The sequence below is a fragment of the Aeromonas sp. PS2Canimalfood6 genome (assembly GCF_048276795.1).
Classification (GTDB): Bacteria; Pseudomonadota; Gammaproteobacteria; order Enterobacterales; family Aeromonadaceae; genus Aeromonas; species Aeromonas caviae.
Window position 1 is genome coordinate 4,705 of record NZ_JBLUXC010000058.1, and the last position, 17,029, is coordinate 21,733.

A 17,029-nucleotide genomic window follows, 5' to 3' on the forward strand; every position below is an offset into this window, starting at 1 on the left:
CGACTGAGCTAACGACCCATCGAAATCATTTTTTAAAGCATGGTGGTCGTTACTGGGCTCGAACCAGTGACCCCCTCCTTGTAAGGGAGGTGCTCTCCCAGCTGAGCTAAACGACCTGGGATATGACTGAAATGATGGTGGGTCGTGCTGGATTCGAACCAGCGACCAATTGATTAAAAGTCAACTGCTCTACCGACTGAGCTAACGACCCATCGAAATCATTTTTTAAAGCATGGTGGTCGTTACTGGGCTCGAACCAGTGACCCCCTCCTTGTAAGGGAGGTGCTCTCCCAGCTGAGCTAAACGACCTGGGATTCAATGTTCAGAGTGGTGGGTCGTGTAGGGTTCGAACCTACGACCAATTGATTAAGAGTCAACTGCTCTACCGACTGAGCTAACGACCCACATCCTGAACCTTTCACCAGCCGCATGGGCGGCCAGCGTTACAACATGGTGGTCGTTACTGGGCTCGAACCAGTGACCCCCTCCTTGTAAGGGAGGTGCTCTCCCAGCTGAGCTAAACGACCTGGGATTCTGTGTTCAGAGTGGTGGGTCGTGTAGGGTTCGAACCTACGACCAATTGATTAAGAGTCAACTGCTCTACCGACTGAGCTAACGACCCACATCCTGAACTTTTCACCAACCGCATGTGGCGGCCAGCGTTACAACATGGTGGTCGTTACTGGGCTCGAACCAGTGACCCCCTCCTTGTAAGGGAGGTGCTCTCCCAGCTGAGCTAAACGACCTGGGAATATTGTCTTCACCTGCTGTGAAGAAATGGTGGGTCGTGCTGGATTCGAACCAGCGACCAATTGATTAAAAGTCAACTGCTCTACCGACTGAGCTAACGACCCTCACCACGACCAGTGCCGACTGCATTACTGCTCCGGCTCTGACGGCGGCCTATATTACGGATTTATCATCCTGGCGCAATAGAAAAATCTTAAATTAAATCTGATTGTTCACTGCGCATACAAAGCACGGCGGTATTTACAAGAGTGTTACGAAAACAGTGACATGCAGCAATGTCACAGCTTGGCCAGACTCTGTTTGGCCAGCTGGGCCGGCGAGGTGTTGGGGTAACCCTTGATCACCTGCTCATAGAAGGCCTTGGCCTCTGCTTTTTTGCCGTCAAGCTGGGCGAGCATGCCGAGTTTCAGCAGGGCATCGGCCCGCTTGGGTGACTTGCTGTATTTGTTCGCCACCGTGGAGAACTGGCTCGCGGCCCCCGCCCTGTCGCCCTTGTTGAACATCAGCTGGCCGAGCCAGTAGTGGGCATTGGGAACATAGCTGGAGTTCGGGAACTGCTTGATGAACCCTTCGAAGGCAGGAATGGCCTTGTCATAGTTCTTCTCCTTGAGCACCATGTTCACGGCCGCGTCGTAAGCCTGGTTCTCATCCTGGTTGGTGGAGTAGTTGGCAGCCGCGGCAGGAGGCGTTGCAGCACCTGCAGCAGGTGTTGCGGGCGTGGCGGCTGGCTGGCTGTTGGCCACCTTGTCGAGCTCTTGGTAGAGTTGGCGCTGGCGCTCCTGGGACTGCTCCATCTGGTAGGTCTGCTGTTCCAGCTGACCACGCAGCTCGGAGACCTCCCCTTGCAGGGAGTCGACCTGTTGCTGCAATTCGGCCTGCAGACGCAGACGGGCATTGAGGGTACGCTCCAGCAGAGCAACCCGGTCTTCCAGGCTGCCGGTCGGTACGATGGCACCATTGTTGCCGCTCAGCACCACGCCGCTGCTGCCAGAATCCCCGCTCAGATCGCTCACGGGTGCCGCCGCTTGCGCATTCAAAGCAACCAACACGGCCAGCGCAACACCAGCTTGCTTGTACACAGATTTCATTCGGATCAAACCTTAGCGTTTAGTGCAAATAAAACGGTCAGCGCATAGTCGCTCGCTGATACAGATTTCATTCGGATCAAACCTTAACGTTTAGTGCAAATAAAACGGCCATCGAAATGGCCGCTTGCATATAAACGAACTTCGTTCGACTCAAACCTTAGTAAACCAGGACCGCACGGCGGTTCTTGGCAAAGGCTTCCTCGGTGTGGGACAGATCCAGCGGCTTCTCTTCGCCATAGCTGACGATGGAGAGCTGCTCGGCCTGCACACCCAGGGTTTGCAGATACTTGGCAACAGCCTTGGCACGACGCTCACCCAGCGCGATGTTGTATTCCGGCGTACCGCGCTCGTCGGCGTGGCCTTCGATCAGTACCTTGACGCTCGGACGTTCACGCAGGTAGCTGGCGTGGGCATCCAGCAGGTCGGCGTACTGACCCTGAATGTCGTAACCATCGTACGGGAAGTAGATCACGTTGTCGCGTTGCAGCGCTTCGAACTTCTGACGCATCTGCTCTTCCGGGGACAACATGCCGTTGGCGCCGCCGGTTTGTACACCGCCCATGCCGTCGGTCATGCCGGACTCGGCGCCAGCGGCGTCGGAGTCGGAAGAGGAGCTACAGGCAGCCAGGGTGAACAGTGGCAGTGCGATGGCCAGACCCTTGAGCAGTTTATTGAGTTGCATGCTATTTCCTTAAACCTTTATAACAAAACAAAAAACAATCGATTTTTATCAATTCAAGAAGGGCGACCAAGCTGGTGCACGAATTTCACCGCTACTGGTCGGAAGCACTGCCTTGAAGCGACCGTCGGTCGACACCAATGCAAGACTCTTACGACCCTGATAGATGGTGGCATAAATGATCATGCTGCCATTGGGAGCCACACTTGGCGATTCATCCAGAGCACTCTGGGTCAGTACCAGCATGGCTCCATTTTCCATATCCTGGCGAGCGATGCGATATTGTCCCTGAACCCGGGTCACCATCACCATGGACTTGCCGTCCGGTGTGATGGATGCCCCCTGGTTGGAATCCCCTTCCCAGGTCATCCGGCGAGTCATGCCAGTCGCCAAATTTACGCTATAAATCTGGGGTTTGCCACCACGTTCAGAGGTGAACAGCAAAGTTTGACCGTCCGGCATCCAGGAGGGTTCGGTGTCGATGGTGCGGTTATTTGTGACTCGAGTGAGTTGCTTGCTAGCAACATCAACGACATAGATGTCAGGCTGCCCATCTTTGGACAGAACAATAGCCAAACGACGACCATCCGGAGACCACTCCGGCGCACCGTTGATGCCACGGAAGCTGGTGATCAGACTGCGCTGCTGGGTGTAGATGTCCTGCACATAGATCTCGGACTTCTGGTTCTCGAAGCTCACGTAAGCCAGCTTGCTGCCATCCGGCGACCAGGCCGGGGACATCAGGGGTTCACGGGAGCGCAGCAGAGTCTTCTCGTTGTAGCCGTCGTAGTCGGAGATCCGCAGCTGATACGGGAACTGGGTGCCCTGCTGCACGGAGACATAGGCCAGACGAGTCAGGAAGGCACCACGCTCACCGGTCAGACGCTCGTAGACGATGTCGGAGATGCGGTGGGCAAACTGGCGCATCTGGGCACCCGGGATGGTCGCCATGCGGCTGTCCAGGATGTAACCGTTCGCTTCACCGCCCTGGGTCTTGGCCAGTTGGCCTTTCAGGACGTCGACCAGCTCGAAGTTGATCTTGTAGGTGCCATCACCCACGGCGGCGATGGAGCCGACCACCACGGCTTCGACTCCCTGGGAAGCCCAGGGTGCGAAGTTGATCTCGCCGCTGGAGCTCGGCGTCTGCGGCATCTGGCCACGGGCCAGCGGCTTGAACTTGCCGCTGCGCATCAGGTCGTTGGAGACCACTTCCGCGATATCCTGCGGCAACTGGCCATTGCCCTCCCACTTGAAGGGAGCGATGGCGATGGGACGTGCACTGTCGATACCGCCGGTGATGACGATGTCCAAGGCCGCCTGAGCACTCTGGCCCAGCAACAAACAGCCAACCAAAGCAAAAAACACTTTTCTTATCATGGCTTAAACTCTCAGTTCCAATTTGAGACTCAGTTCTCTGATCAACAACCTTTGCCAATCAAAGCAGAAACACTCTCTTAAATCGTTGGCGCTAGCTGAAGGCGTAGCTCCTTCATCAATTCGAATGCCGCCGGATCCTTCGGCACCGGCAACTGGTTGGCCTTCAGCACCGCCGCCTTGCCGGAGCGGCAGACCGCCGGATCACCCTGACCGTTGTCCACCGAGATGACGAAGCCGCTACTGGCCAACTTGACACCGATAGTACATGTTTTGCCCCGCATGGTGGGATCCAAAATCATGTAGCGCTCGACCGTGGCCTTGATGAGGGCGGCATACTTGTCGACCTCGCCCTTGGCGGCTGCCGATGCTGCCTGACTGCGCGCATTGGCCTCGGCGGCCAGCTGCTGCTCCATCATGGCTTCCATCTCTTTTTGCAACTTGGCCTCTTCGGCCGCCTTGCGCTTGCGCTCCGCCTCAATCTTGGCCTTTCTGTCAGCCTCGGCCTTCGCCTTCTTCTCTGCGTCAGCTTTTGCCTTCTTGTCAGCCTCTTCCTTCGCCTTCTTCTCGGCCTCGGCCTTGGCTTTCTTCTCGGCTTCCGCCTTCGCCTTTTTCTCGGCTTCCGCCTTCGCCTTTTTCTCGGCTTCGGCCTTGGCCTTCTTCTCGGCTTCCGCTTTCTTGGCTTTGGCCTCTTCCGCCTTGGCCTTCTCTTCAGCCTGCTTCTTCTCCAGCTCTTCTTTTTTCTTCTTGAGCGCCAGCGCCTTGGCCTCTTCCGCCGCCTTGCGTTCGGCTTCGGCCTTCTTGGTCTTCTGCTCTTCCAGCTTGCGGGCTTCCTCGGCTTTCTGGGCCTTCTCTTCCGCCTGCTTCTGTTCAGCCTCTTTCTTCTGCTTGTCGGCTTCGGCCTTGCGGGTCGCCTCTTCGGCCTGCTTGCGCTTGGTCTCGGCGATACGCAGACGCTCCTGCTCCTGTGCCAGCTCGCGTTTGACGCGCTCAGCGTCTTCCTTGTCCTTCTGCTGCTGTGCAGCCTTGGGCTGGGCCTGCTTCTGCTGCTGGACTTGCTGCATCTGCTGCTCCAGCATTTCGCTGTCCATCATGACCGCATTGACGATCTGTCCCTTGGACTCGGGGCGCTTGGGTTTGCTGAAGTCGACACCGACCAGCAGGATGATGCCGATGATCAGATGCAGCAGCAGCGACGCGACGAGATAACCGGAAATACCACGCTTCACATCCATCTCCGTCAGTTCACCGGATCCGTCATCAGACCAACCTGAGGCACACCGGCTTTCTTGAGGGCCACCATCAGCAGGATCACCTCCTCGTAGCGCACGGACTTGTCGCCGGCGACCACCACGGGCGCGTTCTGGTTGATGGCCAGATAGCCCATGGCCTTCTCGGTGATGTACTGCTGCATCGCCTCGGGGGTGCCGCTCGGTACGGGTTCGTCATCCGCCTCGCCGGCCTTGATGACGTACTCACCCTCGGTATTGACGCTGACGATGAAAGGCGGCTTGGAGTCTTCCGGCAACTGCTCGGACTCCGCCTGGGGCAGGTCGACCTTGACCCCCTGCGTGATCACGGGCGTGACCGCCATGAAGATGATGAGCAGCACCAGCATGACGTCGATATAGGGCACCACGTTGATCTCGGCGACCTTCTTGCGTTTGAGCCGCTGATAGGTTTGCATTACTTCTCACCCTGCTGTGCGATTTGGCGGTTCAGAATGGTGGTGAACTCGTCCATGAAGTTGGCGTAGGCGTTTTCCAGCCGTTCGACCTTGTTGGTGAAGCGGTTGTAGAAGATAACGGCCGGGATGGCGGCAAACAGACCCATGGCGGTGGCGATCAGAGCCTCCGCGATACCCGGTGCCACCATCTGCAGGGTCGCCTGCTGAACCTGACCCAGAGCGATAAAGGCGTTCATGATCCCCCAGACGGTACCGAACAGACCGATATAGGGGCTGATGGAGCCGATGGTCGCCAAGACCGGCAGGTTGGACTCGAGATCGTCCACTGCACGGGACAGGGAGACGCGCATGGCACGATAGGTACCGTCCATCACCGCATCCTGACCGCGGGCACCGGCCTTGAGCAGGCGGGCATACTCCTTGAAGCCGGAGTAGAAGATGTCTTCCATGCCTTCGATGTCGTCACGACGGGAGGAGGACTCCTGGTAGAGACGATTGAGGTCGACCCCGGACCAGAATCTGTCTTCAAACTGCTCCGAAGCGAGGTTGGCCGCCTTGATGGCCTTGGAGCGCTGGATGATCAGCGCCCAGGAGACGACCGACATGCCCATCAGGGTCATCATGACCAGTTTCACCAACAGACTGGCTTGCCAGAACAGGCCAATAAACGAAATTTCAGCGTGCACTTAACAGCACTCCCTTGATTTTTTCAGGTATTGCAACAGGTTTCATTTGCGGATGGCTGACACAGGCGATCTGTACCATGGCCTGAGTGATCAGCCGTCCATCAGCCGCCAGGATCTGCTGTGAAAAACGCATGGAAGCGCGTTTCACCTCAGTTACTTGCGTCATTACGGTCAGCAGTTCATTGAAGCGGGCAGCCGCGCGGAAGTCGATTTCGGTGCGACTCACCACAAACGCGATCCCCGCCTGCAGCAGGACATCCTGTTCGATGCCGCCTGCGCGCAGGAATTCGGTGCGGGCCCGTTCCATAAACTTGAGATAATTGGCGTTGTAGACGATGCCTCCGGCATCCGTGTCTTCGTAGTAGACACGCACCGGAAACTCAGAGACTTCCCCCATAAAAATCTGTGATCCATTCGACAGTCAGATGGGGGGCTATCATAGCGCAGGGCTGAATAGGAAAGAAGCAGGGGGAGGCAGGGAAATCCCCTCTCCCCCTGTTTTTTATGGCGTGCTGCGGCGCCGACAGGCCGAAGACCACAGGGCTGTCAGCATCGCAAGAAAAGCGGACAAGAGCAGTGGCTGCGAGCGGCGTGACGAGCGAGGTTCTGTCGCTCTGACCGGGCGACGGCACGCCCCTCAAAAAAGAAGAAGGAGGTGGGCTGATGCCGACCTCCTTCATCATTTATGGCAGGTAGTAGCTGCTGGTCAGCCAGAGCCCGCAGAGCAGGCTGGGCAGGGCGAGCCAGGGGAAGAACAGCACGCGACCCACCAGGCTGCGCGGGTGAAACCCCAGTCCATGCATGACACCGCAACAGACCGCCCACATCAGCCAGGGTGCAAGCCAGAGGCCGTGCTCACTGGTGTTGGCCGCGACCAGGTTGGGCGCCTGCAAGATGGCGACAGCCAGCAGGGCCGCCGCCAGCAGCATCAGACCTTGCCATGGCTGGCGCTCCAGAGGAGCGGCCAGCCGGGCGAGCCTGTCACTTGTCTTCATCAATCTGACGATCCAGGTTCTCGGTGTGCTCCAGCCAGAGCGCATTGATAATCCCAAACGCACAGGCCAGCAGCAGCCCCAGGATCCAGGTGAAATACCACATATCAGGGCACCTTCTTAGTAGAGCGATTGTTGGTTGTCTTCGATGTGCTTGTTACTCACCCGGCCGAACATCTTGATGTAGGTCCAGATGGTGTAAGCCAGCACGGTCGGCACGAAGACGACTGCGACTACCGTCATCACCTTGAGGGTGTTGAAGGAGGCGGTGGAATCCCACATGGTCAGGCTCTGGGACGGCTCGAGGCTCGAAGGCATCACGAACGGGAACATGGAGAAGCCCGCGGTCAGGATGATGCCGGCGATGCCTAAGGAGGAGAACAGGAACGCCACCCAACCCTTGTCCAGCTTGGCCGCCACGGCGGTCAGCAGACACATCACCAGACCCAGCACGGGTGCGGCAATCATCCAGGGATAGAGGTTGTAGTTCTGCATCCAGGCACCGGCCTGCACCACCACTTCCTTGTGAAGGGGGTTGGTGACGGCGTCGGTGGCGACGGAGCCCACAATCACATAACCATCCATGCCGCTCACCCAGACACCGGCCAGGGCGAACAGCACCAGGGTCAGCAGGGAGAAGATCATGGCGGCGGTGCGAGAGCGCGCCAGCACTTCACCTTCGGTCTTCATCATCAGCCAGGTTGCACCCTGAGTGATGATCATGAAGAGGCTCACCAGACCGGCCAGCAGACCGAACGGATTGAGCAGACCGAAGAAGTTGCCGTGATAGGTCATCATCAGGAACTGGTTGAAGCTGAACGGTACACCTTGCAGCAGGTTGCCGAACGCCACCCCGAAGATGACAGGGGGAATGGCGCTACCGGCAAACAGAGCCCAGTCCCAGTTGGAGCGCCACTTGGCATCTTCCTGCAGGGAGCGGTACTTGAAGCCGACCGGACGGAAGAACAGCGCCATCAGGGTCAGGATCATGGCGATGTAGAAGCCGGAGAAGGCCGCCGCATAGACCATGGGCCAGGCGGCGAACAGGGCGCCACCGGCGGTCACCAGCCAGACCTGGTTGCCTTCCCAATGCGGCCCCATGGTGTTGAGCATCACGCGACGCTCCACATCCTTCTTGCCGACGAAGGGGAGCAGGGCGCCCACCCCCATATCGAAACCGTCGGTGATGGCAAACCCGATCAGCAGCACGCCGACCAGCACCCACCAGACCAGACGCAACAGTTCGTAATCAAACATGGGTCACTCTCCTTATGCCTTGCTCTGTTCGAAGTGGTACTTGCCCGTCTTCAGGCTGCTTGGGCCCAGGCGCGCATACTTGAACATCAGGTACATCTCGATGATCAGCAGTACGGTGTAGAACAGGAAGATCCCGATCAGAGAGAACCAGATCTCGGACGCAGGAATGTTGGATGCAGAGACATAAGTCGGCAGCATCTCGGCGATGGTCCAGGGTTGACGACCATATTCAGCGACAAACCAGCCCGCCTCGATGGCGATCCAGGGCAGCGGAATGCCGTACAGCAGCGCCTTGAGCAGCCACTTGCGCTCGCCGATCTTGTGGCGGGTGCTGTCATAGAAGGCCAGACCGATCAGCACCAGCATCAGGATGCCGCAGGCGACCATGATGCGGAAGGCGAAGAACAGCGGCAGTACCTGCGGGATGGAGTCATCCACGGCGGCCTTGATCTGCTCGTCGGTGGCGTCGGTCACGTTGGGGGTGTAACGCTTGAGCAGCAGACCGTAGCCCAGATCCTGCTTCACTTCGTCGAAGCGGGCGCGGGTATCGTCGGACTTGTCACCGGATTGCAGCTTGGTCAGCAGGTCGTAGGCGGTCATGCCGTTGCGCACGCGCAGCTCATGCTCGCTCTTGAGATCCTTGAGACCAGTCACCTGACCGTCCAGGGAACGGGTGGCGATGATGCCGAGGGCATAGGGGATCTTGATGGCGTAGTCGGTGCGCATCTCCTCCTGATTCGGGATCCCGAACAGGGTGAAGGATGCCGGAGCCGGCTCCGTGTTCCACTCGGCCTCGATGGCCGCCAGTTTCACCTTCTGCACTTCCCCGGTCTCGTAGCCGGACTCGTCACCCAGCACCAGCACGGAGAGGATGGAGGCCATGCCGAACGCGGCCGCGATGGCGAAGGAGCGACGAGCGAACGCCACATCACGATTCTTCAGCAGGTAATAGGAGGAGATCCCGAGCACGAACATGGCACCCGTGGTATAGCCTGCCGCCACGGTGTGGACGAACTTGACCTGTGCAACCGGGTTGAACACCAGGTCGGCGAAGCTCACCATCTCCATGCGCATGGATTCGAAGTTGAACTCGGCACCCACCGGGTTCTGCATCCAGCCGTTGGCGACCAGGATCCACAGTGCGGAGAGGTTGGTCCCGAGCGCCATCAGCCAGGTAGCCGCCAGGTGCTGGCGCTTGCTCAGACGATCCCAACCGAAGAAGAACATACCGACGAAGGTGGACTCCAGGAAGAAGGCCATCAAGCCTTCGATGGCCAGCGGGGCCCCGAAGATGTCGCCGACATAGTGGGAGTAGTAAGCCCAGTTGGTACCGAACTGAAACTCCATGGTGAGCCCGGTGGTAACCCCGAGGGCAAAGTTGATACCAAACAACTTGCCCCAGAACTTGGTCATGTCCCGGTACACTGTGTTGTTGGTCATCACATAGACAGACTCCATGATCGCCAGGATGAAGGCCATCCCCAGCGTCAAGGGTACAAACAGGAAGTGATAAAGGGCCGTCGCAGCAAATTGGAACCGCGATAGGTCTACCACATGCTCAGCAATCATGATGTTTCCTCACCGATTATTGGCACGGCTATTTTAAGTTTTAAGGACAAAGCTTCCATTGGAAGTCCCCGAACGGTCGGTCACCCCTCGCGGACTGACCGGATTCGACTGCCACCACATTAACAACAAGGCAATATACAGGAACAAAAAAAGCTAATGTTTAACATCTAATAAACAATAACCAGGGTTCTATTCCCGCCTATAATGATCGCTGTTTTATATCACCTTTATTTGATTGAAATCAATGTAAAACCACCCTCAATACATGTTTTTTCAAGGTAACTTATAGGGCTTTCCCCATTAATTATGGGAGCTTCATCACAAAAAACGACAAGTCGTAAATAATTGATTTAAATCAATTTTATGACCAACCAAAATAGTTTCAATTCTGTTAAACAAATACGCAACCCCGGAAATAAAGCCTTCGCATCTCGATTATTTCAATAAATGGCCAGGCTCATCCAAAAATCAATTTAAACCCAGTAAAAACACATGTTTATGCGGATTGACACCCCCACCAAAATCATTAGTTTATCTAATCAAAAGCCCATAGATTTTCTTGTTTGCCCCACCCGGAAAGAGCTCCTACAATGCGCCTCGCAGTGAGGGCATACCTCTGAATACAGGCCGGTCATTCCGGGTTCCCGGTACGTATTCGATGAACATTTCGAACCTGTTTGTTGGGATTAATGATGAAAAAGTTTGTTGCCAAGACCATCCGTTACTACAAGCTTTCTTTCGTTCAACTCTATCAAATGAACCGACTCTGAAGCCTCGCGACGGCTCCTCTGTTTTTTCCCGACCGGTCTGCAGACGCGCTCACTGTCTGTGAACATCCATCCTGAATTGTCTTTGCCCACCGCCTGTGCCGTGGGCTTTTTTTTTGCCCGCAAAACAAAAAGCCGCCTCAAGGGCGGCTTTTTGGTTCATATCGCAACGTCTACTGATCTGCCGGTCGTTCCAGGCCAAAGTGTGCGTAGGCTCTCTGAGTTGCGATCCGCCCTCTGGGTGTACGTTGCAGATAGCCTTGCTGGATCAGATAAGGTTCCAGCACGTCTTCTATGGTGTCCTTCTCCTCACCGATGGCGGCGGCCAGGTTGTCGAGCCCGACGGGCCCCCCCATAAACTTGTCGATGACGGCCAACAATAGCTTGCGATCCATGAAGTCGAAACCTTCGTTGTCCACATCCAGCATGTCCATGGCACGGGCCGCAATGGGTCCGTCAATTCGCCCGTCAGACTTCACCTGGGCAAAATCCCGTACCCGCCTTAACAAACGGTTAGCAATCCGCGGTGTCCCCCGGGAGCGACGGGCTACCTCGAGAGCGCCGTCTTCCGTCATGTCGAGCCCGAGGCAGCGGGCGCTGCGAGAGACGATGTCGGTCAGGTCCTTGACGTTGTAAAACTCGAGGCGCTGCACGATGCCAAACCGATCACGCAGGGGGCTGGTGAGGGAGCCGGCCCGGGTGGTGGCACCGATCAGGGTGAAGGGAGGGAGATCGAGCTTGATGGAGCGGGCCGCTGGCCCCTCCCCTATCATGATGTCGAGCTGGTAGTCCTCCATGGCCGGATAGAGCACCTCCTCCACCACCGGGCTGAGACGGTGGATCTCGTCGATGAAGAGTACATCGTTCGGTTCCAGGTTGGTGAGGAGCGCCGCCAGATCGCCGGCCTTCTCCAGCACGGGGCCCGAGGTGGTCTTGATGTTGACCCCCATCTCGTTGGCGACGATGTTGGCCAGCGTGGTCTTGCCAAGGCCGGGAGGCCCGAAGATCAGCAGATGATCGAGGGCCTCCCCGCGCTGGCGGGCGGCCTCGATGAAGATCTCCATCTGATCGCAGACATGATCCTGTCCGGTGTAATCGGCCAGCTTTCTGGGCCGGATGGCCCGATCGATGATCTCGTCCTCACGGGCGGCACCGGCCGAGATGAGGCGATCCGCTTCAATCATTGTCTACCTCACACCAGGCTGCGCAGGGATTCACGAATGATCTCCTCTACCGACATGCCGTCGGCGGCCACCTTGCTGACGATCTGGCTGGCCTGCTGCGGCTTGTAGCCGAGGGCCACCAGTGCACTGGCCGCCTCCTCGCTCGCATCCGGGGCACGCAGCGGGCTCTCTTTCGCGGGCAGGGTGATTTCGGCCGGGGAGAAGAGATCGTGGCTGACCCAGCCCTTGAGGCGGTCTTTCATCTCCACCACCAGGCGCTCGGCGGTCTTCTTGCCCACGCCGGGCAACTTGACCAGGGAGCTTATCTCCTCGCGCTCGACGCTCATCACAAACTGGGTGGCCGTCATGCCGGAGAGAATGGCCAGTGCCAGCTTGGGGCCGACCCCGTTGGTCTTGATCAGCTCGCGAAACAGCGCCCGCTCCTGCTTGTGGTTGAAGCCGTAGAGCAGCTGGGCATCTTCACGCACCACGAAGTGGGTGTGAATGACGGCCTCCTTCCCGAGTTCGGGCAGATCATAGAAGCAGCTCATGGGCATATGAACCTCATATCCCACCCCTCCGACTTCCAGCAACACCTCGGGGGGTTGCTTCTCGATGATGACGCCTCTCAAGCGACCGATCATGTTCTTTTCCTCGCCACGCAGACTCTCGCAAATTGGGTCATAGCATAAAGAATAACTGGATAAGTATCCAGCATAGGTCCATGCAGATCATGGGATGACCAGCTCTTCATACCCGGCCATTTCCCTCGTTCAGAACACTGTCTATCACTTTATTTTCCATCGGGGATGGCACATCTTCGTCATTGATTGAACACTGAAATGGTCTTGTTCGGCACCATGGAAGGCTTGAATCATGAAAATCGTCACCACATCCAACCTCGGACTCACCATTCTGCTCGGCTGCACCCTGGGCATGGGGGCGATCGGCTGGTATGGCAGCCAGCGGCTGGCTGATCTGCTCTCCTACGTCCTGGGTGCCGCCTGGCAGACGGCAGATGGTGCCATGGAGGGCTCCATCGAACTCGGCAACCAGTCGCTCTATATCCAGAAAATGCTCTCGGGGATCCCCCTCGACGCACCGGAACTGCAACGGGCAAAAGCGGCGGCCAGCGACGCTTTGCGCCGGGTGGAGCAAGGAGGGCTCATCGATGGGGCGGCCATTACCACACTGAAGCAGCATGAGCAGACCTATCAGCAAGAGCAGGCACAGCTGCTGACCCTCTATCGCACCTTCACAAGCACCGATGAGGCGCTGCGCGCCAGTTCTGAACGCATGTCACGCCTCTCGACCAGGCTGGAGGTGATCGGTGACGAGGCCGTCGAGAGCCTCACCCGCTCACCGGATCAGGCCATCAGCTGGAACGGCGGCCTCGCGACCCGCTGGCAGGCGGCCGATGGCGGCATGGAGGCCAACATCGGATTCTTGCGCCAGCTCTATGCGCTGGAGAAGATGCAGAGCGAAGGCCCTACTCCTGCCATCCAGGCCGAGCTGGCACAAGCCACCCGCTTCTATCAGGACGCGGTTGACGGCATGCTGGCAACCGGCCAGTTCGATGTGCCCGGTGACGGGGAGTTTGCAGGCCAAAGGCTCTCCACCCAGTATCGTGCCCTGCAAGCCGACAATGCCCGCCTGATCCGTGAATGGACCACAGCCTTGAGCGCTTATCAGAACCAGCTGGCCCGTTACGAACACAGTGCCGACCAGCTCAGGCTGGCGCTGGTCGAGGTCGAGGCCCAGGGGGACGCCACCGTCGAGGATCAGGTTCACCAGCTCAACGCCATCATCGACTACACCAGAGGACTCATCCTGGGGGGCTTGCTGCTCAGCCTGCTGAGCGTCACCTGCTGCGGCTTCTGGCTGGTACGCACCATTGTTCGTCCGCTACTCCAGGTCGACAAGCGCATGCAGGACATCGCCGCCGGGGAGGGAGATCTCAATGCCCGCATCAACCTCTCACGCGACGACGAGATTGGCTCCCTGGCCGGCAGCGTGGATCGCTTCATCGAGAAGCTGCAGAAGATGATCAGCGCCACCATGGACAACAACCAGCACATCAACCTGCACGTGCACACCTCGGTCAACCGGGTCCAGGCCATCAGCCAGAGCAGCCGCCAGACCGCTGCGCATGCCCAGGCGCTGCACCACGACAGCGAGCAGATGGTGCAGGTGGCCACCACCATCTCGGACAACTGCAACCTGGCGGCACACAACGCCAACGAGGTACGCCAGCTCACCACGCAAAGCAGCTAGTATGTCTCCTCCGCCACCGCCGGCATGCAGCGGGTGGTCATGGAGGTGGGTGAATGTGCCACCGCCATCAATGCCCTCAAGGAGCAGGCAGGGCAGATTGGCCAGATCATCTCCACCATCAGCAATATTTCGGAGCAGACCAACCTGCTGGCACTCAATGCCGCCATCGAAGCCGCCCGGGCGGGCGAGATGGGACGCGGTTTTGCCGTGGTGGCCGACGAGGTGCGCACCCTGGCCAATCGCACCGCCACCTCCAGCGCCGAGATAACGGACGTGATCAACAGCATCCAGCAGCAGACAGAGCAGGCCTATCTGATGATGCAACGCAACCTGAAAACCGTGGAATCGGGTATGGCGGACTCCGACAACACCAAACAGATCCTGTTCAAGGTAGAAGAGGCCATCGATCAACTCGCCGACATGGTGCAACAGGTAGCAGAGGCGACCAGCCAGCTCTCCCACACCCTGGGACACACCACGGGCAAGGTTTCGGATATCAGCCTGCAGGCCCAGACGGGCGAACAGGAAGCCCAGGAGTGCCTGCAACTGGCCTCCTCCCTCCATCAGGCCAGCCAGCAGCAACAGCAGTTACTGTCGCAATTTCGGGTCTAGTGCGGGCGGGGCAAGGCCCCCGCCCTCCCCCCAGTGCCGCTGAATTTAGCCCTTGGGCCGGGGGACTTCGCCTGTTAAAATTCCGCACTTGAAATTTTCCAGGGCCAAGCCGCCCGAACTAGCGAAGGTCTACCGCGATGCGTACCAGCCAATATCTGCTTTCCACTCTCAAGGAAACCCCCTCCGACGCTGAAGTTGTCAGCCACCAGCTGATGCTGCGCGCCGGGATGATCCGCAAACTCGCTTCCGGCATGTACGCCTGGCTGCCGACCGGCCTGCGGGTCCTGAAGAAGATTGAAAACATCGTCCGCGAAGAGATGAACAATGCGGGTGCCGTCGAAGTATCCATGCCGGTGGTACAGCCCGCCGAGCTGTGGCAGGAGTCCGGCCGCTGGGATGACTACGGCCCCGAGCTGTGCCGCCTGACCGACCGTCACAACCGCCCCTTCGTGCTGGGCCCGACCCACGAAGAGGTGATCACCGCGCTGGTCCGTTACGAAGTGAATAGCTACAAGCAACTGCCGCTGAATCTGTACCAGATCCAGACCAAGTTCCGCGATGAAGTGCGCCCCCGTTTCGGCGTGATGCGCGGCCGCGAATTCCTGATGAAGGATGCCTACTCCTTCCACATCGACAAGGCCTCCTTGGTCGATACCTATGAGAAGATGCACGCGGCCTACTGCACCGCCTTCACTCGCATGGGTCTGAACTTCCGCCCGGTGCAGGCCGATACCGGCTCCATCGGGGGCACCGGCTCCCACGAATTCCAGGTGCTGGCCGAGAGCGGTGAAGACTTGATCGCCTTCTCCGATACATCCGATTACGCCGCCAACATCGAGATGGCCGAAGCCCTGGCACCGGCTGGCGAGCGCGCTGCCGCAACCAAAGCCCTGACCAAGGTGGCCACCCCGGCCGTCCACACCATCGACGAAGTGGCCGCTTTCCTGAACGTGGCGCCGACCGCCATCGCCAAGACCCTGCTGGTACTGGCCGAGGAAGATGAGCACGGCAAACAGGCCGTCATCGCCCTGGTACTGCGTGGCGACCACGAGCTGAACGAAATCAAGGCCGAGAAGCTTTCTGGCGTGGCTAACCCGCTGACCTTCGCCAATGACGAGCAGATCAAAGAGGCCGCTGGTTGCGACGCAGGCTCCATCGGCCCGGTCGGCTTTGCCGGTCGCATCATCGTCGATCGCAGCGCCGCCCATCTGTGCGATTTTGTTTGCGGCGCCAACGAGACCGGTTTCCACCTGACCGGTGCCAACTGGGATCGCGACATCGCCTCTTTTGAGGTTGCCGACCTGCGCAACGTGGTGGAAGGTGATCCGAGCCCGTGCGGCCAGGGCAAGCTGCTGCTCAAGCGCGGTATCGAAGTGGGCCACATCTTCCAGTTGGGCACCAAGTACTCCGAAGCGATGAAGGCGAGCGTGCTGAACGAAGGCGGCAAGTCCGTCACCATGGAGATGGGTTGCTACGGTATCGGGGTTTCCCGTCTGGTGGCTGCCGCCATCGAGCAGAACAACGACCAGTACGGCATCATCTGGCCGGATGCCATCGCCCCGTTCGAAGTGGCCATCGTGCCGATGAACATGCACAAATCCGAGCGCGTCGCCCTGCAGGCACAGCAGTTCTACGCCGAGCTCAAAGCCGCCGGGGTGGACGTGCTGTTCGACGACCGTAAAGAGCGCCCGGGTGTGATGTTCGCCGACATGGAGCTGATCGGTGTGCCCCACGCCATCGTCATCGGTGACCGTGGTCTGGACAACGGCGTGGTGGAGTACAAGTGCCGCCGCTCCGGCGAGAAGCAGGAAGTGGCGATCAAAGAGATCGTTGCCATGCTCAAGGCCAAGCTGGGTCGCTGATAACGCCGACACCGCCTTTCGCTTTTCATAGGAAAGCCCCGAGTGCCACGGCACTCGGGGCTTTTTATAGGTTCATCGCGGCTTTCCGGGGAAGGCCGCCTTGATTTTCAGAAAAAAGTATTCTGAGTCCCTAAATCCATATGCCATGCGCTTTATCACTTTGATCTTGTTGTTCACCCCTTCCAGCACACTCGTGTGCATCGGGTAGTTTGCACTCGCCAGGATCCCCCGCATATATTTCGATAAATTTCGACCAAATCGTTGCAGCG

The 17,029-nt window shown here is 58.3% G+C and carries 15 protein-coding genes, 8 tRNA genes and 1 pseudogene; 2 read left to right on the forward strand and 22 right to left on the reverse strand.

The annotated features are described in order from the left end of the window. Positions 1 to 40: 40 nt before the first annotated feature. The 21 genes from ACNPAA_RS17785 to ruvA all read right to left on the reverse strand — a co-directional run bounded on the left by ACNPAA_RS17785 (position 41) and on the right by ruvA (position 12,656). Positions 41 to 116 (reverse strand) — tRNA-Val (locus tag ACNPAA_RS17785). A gap of 19 nt (positions 117 to 135) precedes the next feature. Further along, positions 136 to 211 (reverse strand) — tRNA-Lys (locus ACNPAA_RS17790). 22 nt (positions 212 to 233) lie between these two features. Next, positions 234 to 309 (reverse strand) — tRNA-Val (locus ACNPAA_RS17795). Between the two features lie 19 nt (positions 310 to 328). Next, positions 329 to 404, reverse strand: a tRNA-Lys gene (locus ACNPAA_RS17800). Between the two features lie 47 nt (positions 405 to 451). Beyond that, positions 452 to 527, reverse strand: a tRNA-Val gene (locus ACNPAA_RS17805). A gap of 19 nt (positions 528 to 546) precedes the next feature. Beyond that, positions 547 to 622, reverse strand: a tRNA-Lys gene (locus tag ACNPAA_RS17810). 48 nt (positions 623 to 670) lie between these two features. Further along, a tRNA-Val gene (locus ACNPAA_RS17815) sits at positions 671 to 746 on the reverse strand. A 32-nt stretch (positions 747 to 778) separates the two neighbouring features. Continuing rightward, positions 779 to 854 (reverse strand) — tRNA-Lys (locus ACNPAA_RS17820). A 174-nt stretch (positions 855 to 1,028) separates the two neighbouring features. Further along, on the reverse strand, positions 1,029 to 1,838 hold the full coding sequence (gene ybgF, locus ACNPAA_RS17825; protein WP_010672878.1) for a tol-pal system protein YbgF: 810 nt from the start codon (positions 1,836 to 1,838) through the stop codon (positions 1,029 to 1,031). A 157-nt stretch (positions 1,839 to 1,995) separates the two neighbouring features. After that, positions 1,996 to 2,520: a peptidoglycan-associated lipoprotein Pal gene (gene pal, locus ACNPAA_RS17830; RefSeq protein ID WP_010672877.1), complete on the reverse strand. Its 525-nt coding sequence runs from the start codon at positions 2,518 to 2,520 to the stop codon at positions 1,996 to 1,998. Positions 2,521 to 2,568: 48 nt separating this feature from the next. Continuing rightward, positions 2,569 to 3,894: a Tol-Pal system beta propeller repeat protein TolB gene (gene tolB, locus ACNPAA_RS17835; RefSeq protein ID WP_041211016.1), complete on the reverse strand. Its 1,326-nt coding sequence runs from the start codon at positions 3,892 to 3,894 to the stop codon at positions 2,569 to 2,571. Positions 3,895 to 3,971: 77 nt separating this feature from the next. Then, entirely contained in the window at positions 3,972 to 5,126 is a 1,155-nt protein-coding gene (tolA, locus tag ACNPAA_RS17840) for a cell envelope integrity protein TolA (RefSeq protein WP_202040225.1), read from the reverse strand. A 5-nt stretch (positions 5,127 to 5,131) separates the two neighbouring features. Next, positions 5,132 to 5,578: a protein TolR gene (tolR, locus tag ACNPAA_RS17845; protein WP_010672874.1), complete on the reverse strand. Its 447-nt coding sequence runs from the start codon at positions 5,576 to 5,578 to the stop codon at positions 5,132 to 5,134. Further along, on the reverse strand, positions 5,578 to 6,252 hold the full coding sequence (tolQ, locus tag ACNPAA_RS17850; protein WP_213320854.1) for a protein TolQ: 675 nt from the start codon (positions 6,250 to 6,252) through the stop codon (positions 5,578 to 5,580). The genes tolR and tolQ overlap by 1 nt, the downstream gene beginning before the upstream one ends. A 1-nt stretch (position 6,253) precedes the next feature. After that, complete coding sequence (gene ybgC / locus ACNPAA_RS17855) at positions 6,254 to 6,661, reverse strand: tol-pal system-associated acyl-CoA thioesterase (RefSeq protein ID WP_010672872.1); 408 nt, start codon at positions 6,659 to 6,661, stop codon at positions 6,254 to 6,256. A gap of 286 nt (positions 6,662 to 6,947) precedes the next feature. Then, on the reverse strand, positions 6,948 to 7,259 hold the full coding sequence (locus ACNPAA_RS17860; RefSeq protein WP_039039483.1) for a cyd operon YbgE family protein: 312 nt from the start codon (positions 7,257 to 7,259) through the stop codon (positions 6,948 to 6,950). Then, complete coding sequence (gene cydX, locus ACNPAA_RS17865; RefSeq protein ID WP_005331536.1) at positions 7,246 to 7,362, reverse strand: cytochrome bd-I oxidase subunit CydX; 117 nt, start codon at positions 7,360 to 7,362, stop codon at positions 7,246 to 7,248. Before cydX ends, ACNPAA_RS17860 begins: the two co-directional genes overlap by 14 nt. Positions 7,363 to 7,376: 14 nt before the next feature. Continuing rightward, positions 7,377 to 8,513, reverse strand: coding sequence for a cytochrome d ubiquinol oxidase subunit II (gene cydB / locus ACNPAA_RS17870; protein WP_041211015.1), 1,137 nt, complete (start codon positions 8,511 to 8,513; stop codon positions 7,377 to 7,379). Between the two features lie 12 nt (positions 8,514 to 8,525). Beyond that, positions 8,526 to 10,082, reverse strand: coding sequence for a cytochrome ubiquinol oxidase subunit I (locus tag ACNPAA_RS17875; RefSeq protein WP_010672869.1), 1,557 nt, complete (start codon positions 10,080 to 10,082; stop codon positions 8,526 to 8,528). A 940-nt stretch (positions 10,083 to 11,022) separates the two neighbouring features. Continuing rightward, positions 11,023 to 12,033, reverse strand: coding sequence for a Holliday junction branch migration DNA helicase RuvB (gene ruvB, locus ACNPAA_RS17880; protein ID WP_041211014.1), 1,011 nt, complete (start codon positions 12,031 to 12,033; stop codon positions 11,023 to 11,025). Between the two features lie 8 nt (positions 12,034 to 12,041). Further along, a complete protein-coding gene (gene ruvA, locus ACNPAA_RS17885; RefSeq protein ID WP_010672867.1) occupies positions 12,042 to 12,656 on the reverse strand; it encodes a Holliday junction branch migration protein RuvA in 615 nt (204 codons plus the stop codon). Between the two features lie 232 nt (positions 12,657 to 12,888). On the opposite strand from ruvA, the pseudogene ACNPAA_RS17890 reads away from it, so the two are divergent. Then, a pseudogene (locus ACNPAA_RS17890) lies at positions 12,889 to 14,898 on the forward strand (methyl-accepting chemotaxis protein). Positions 14,899 to 15,035: 137 nt separating this feature from the next. Further along, a complete protein-coding gene (locus ACNPAA_RS17895) occupies positions 15,036 to 16,760 on the forward strand; it encodes a proline--tRNA ligase (RefSeq protein WP_223919674.1) in 1,725 nt (574 codons plus the stop codon). A 72-nt stretch (positions 16,761 to 16,832) separates the two neighbouring features. On the opposite strand, the gene ACNPAA_RS17900 is transcribed toward ACNPAA_RS17895, so the two are convergent. Further along, positions 16,833 to 17,029: transposase (locus ACNPAA_RS17900; RefSeq protein ID WP_162231285.1), on the reverse strand; the 197-nt coding region annotated here is incomplete at its 5' end.

Coding starts and splice junctions, on each gene's coding strand:
- ybgF (WP_010672878.1), bottom strand. CDS start 1,838: ATGAAATCTGTGTACAAGCAAGCTGGTGTTGCGCTGGCCGTGTTGGTT.
- pal (WP_010672877.1), bottom strand. CDS start 2,520: ATGCAACTCAATAAACTGCTCAAGGGTCTGGCCATCGCACTGCCACTG.
- tolB (WP_041211016.1), bottom strand. CDS start 3,894: ATGATAAGAAAAGTGTTTTTTGCTTTGGTTGGCTGTTTGTTGCTGGGC.
- tolA (WP_202040225.1), bottom strand. CDS start 5,126: ATGGATGTGAAGCGTGGTATTTCCGGTTATCTCGTCGCGTCGCTGCTG.
- tolR (WP_010672874.1), bottom strand. CDS start 5,578: ATGCAAACCTATCAGCGGCTCAAACGCAAGAAGGTCGCCGAGATCAAC.
- ybgC (WP_010672872.1), bottom strand. CDS start 6,661: ATGGGGGAAGTCTCTGAGTTTCCGGTGCGTGTCTACTACGAAGACACG.
- ACNPAA_RS17860 (WP_039039483.1), bottom strand. CDS start 7,259: ATGAAGACAAGTGACAGGCTCGCCCGGCTGGCCGCTCCTCTGGAGCGC.
- cydX (WP_005331536.1), bottom strand. CDS start 7,362: ATGTGGTATTTCACCTGGATCCTGGGGCTGCTGCTGGCCTGTGCGTTT.
- cydB (WP_041211015.1), bottom strand. CDS start 8,513: ATGTTTGATTACGAACTGTTGCGTCTGGTCTGGTGGGTGCTGGTCGGC.
- ACNPAA_RS17875 (WP_010672869.1), bottom strand. CDS start 10,082: ATGATTGCTGAGCATGTGGTAGACCTATCGCGGTTCCAATTTGCTGCG.
- ruvB (WP_041211014.1), bottom strand. CDS start 12,033: ATGATTGAAGCGGATCGCCTCATCTCGGCCGGTGCCGCCCGTGAGGAC.
- ruvA (WP_010672867.1), bottom strand. CDS start 12,656: ATGATCGGTCGCTTGAGAGGCGTCATCATCGAGAAGCAACCCCCCGAG.
- ACNPAA_RS17895 (WP_223919674.1), top strand. CDS start 15,036: ATGCGTACCAGCCAATATCTGCTTTCCACTCTCAAGGAAACCCCCTCC.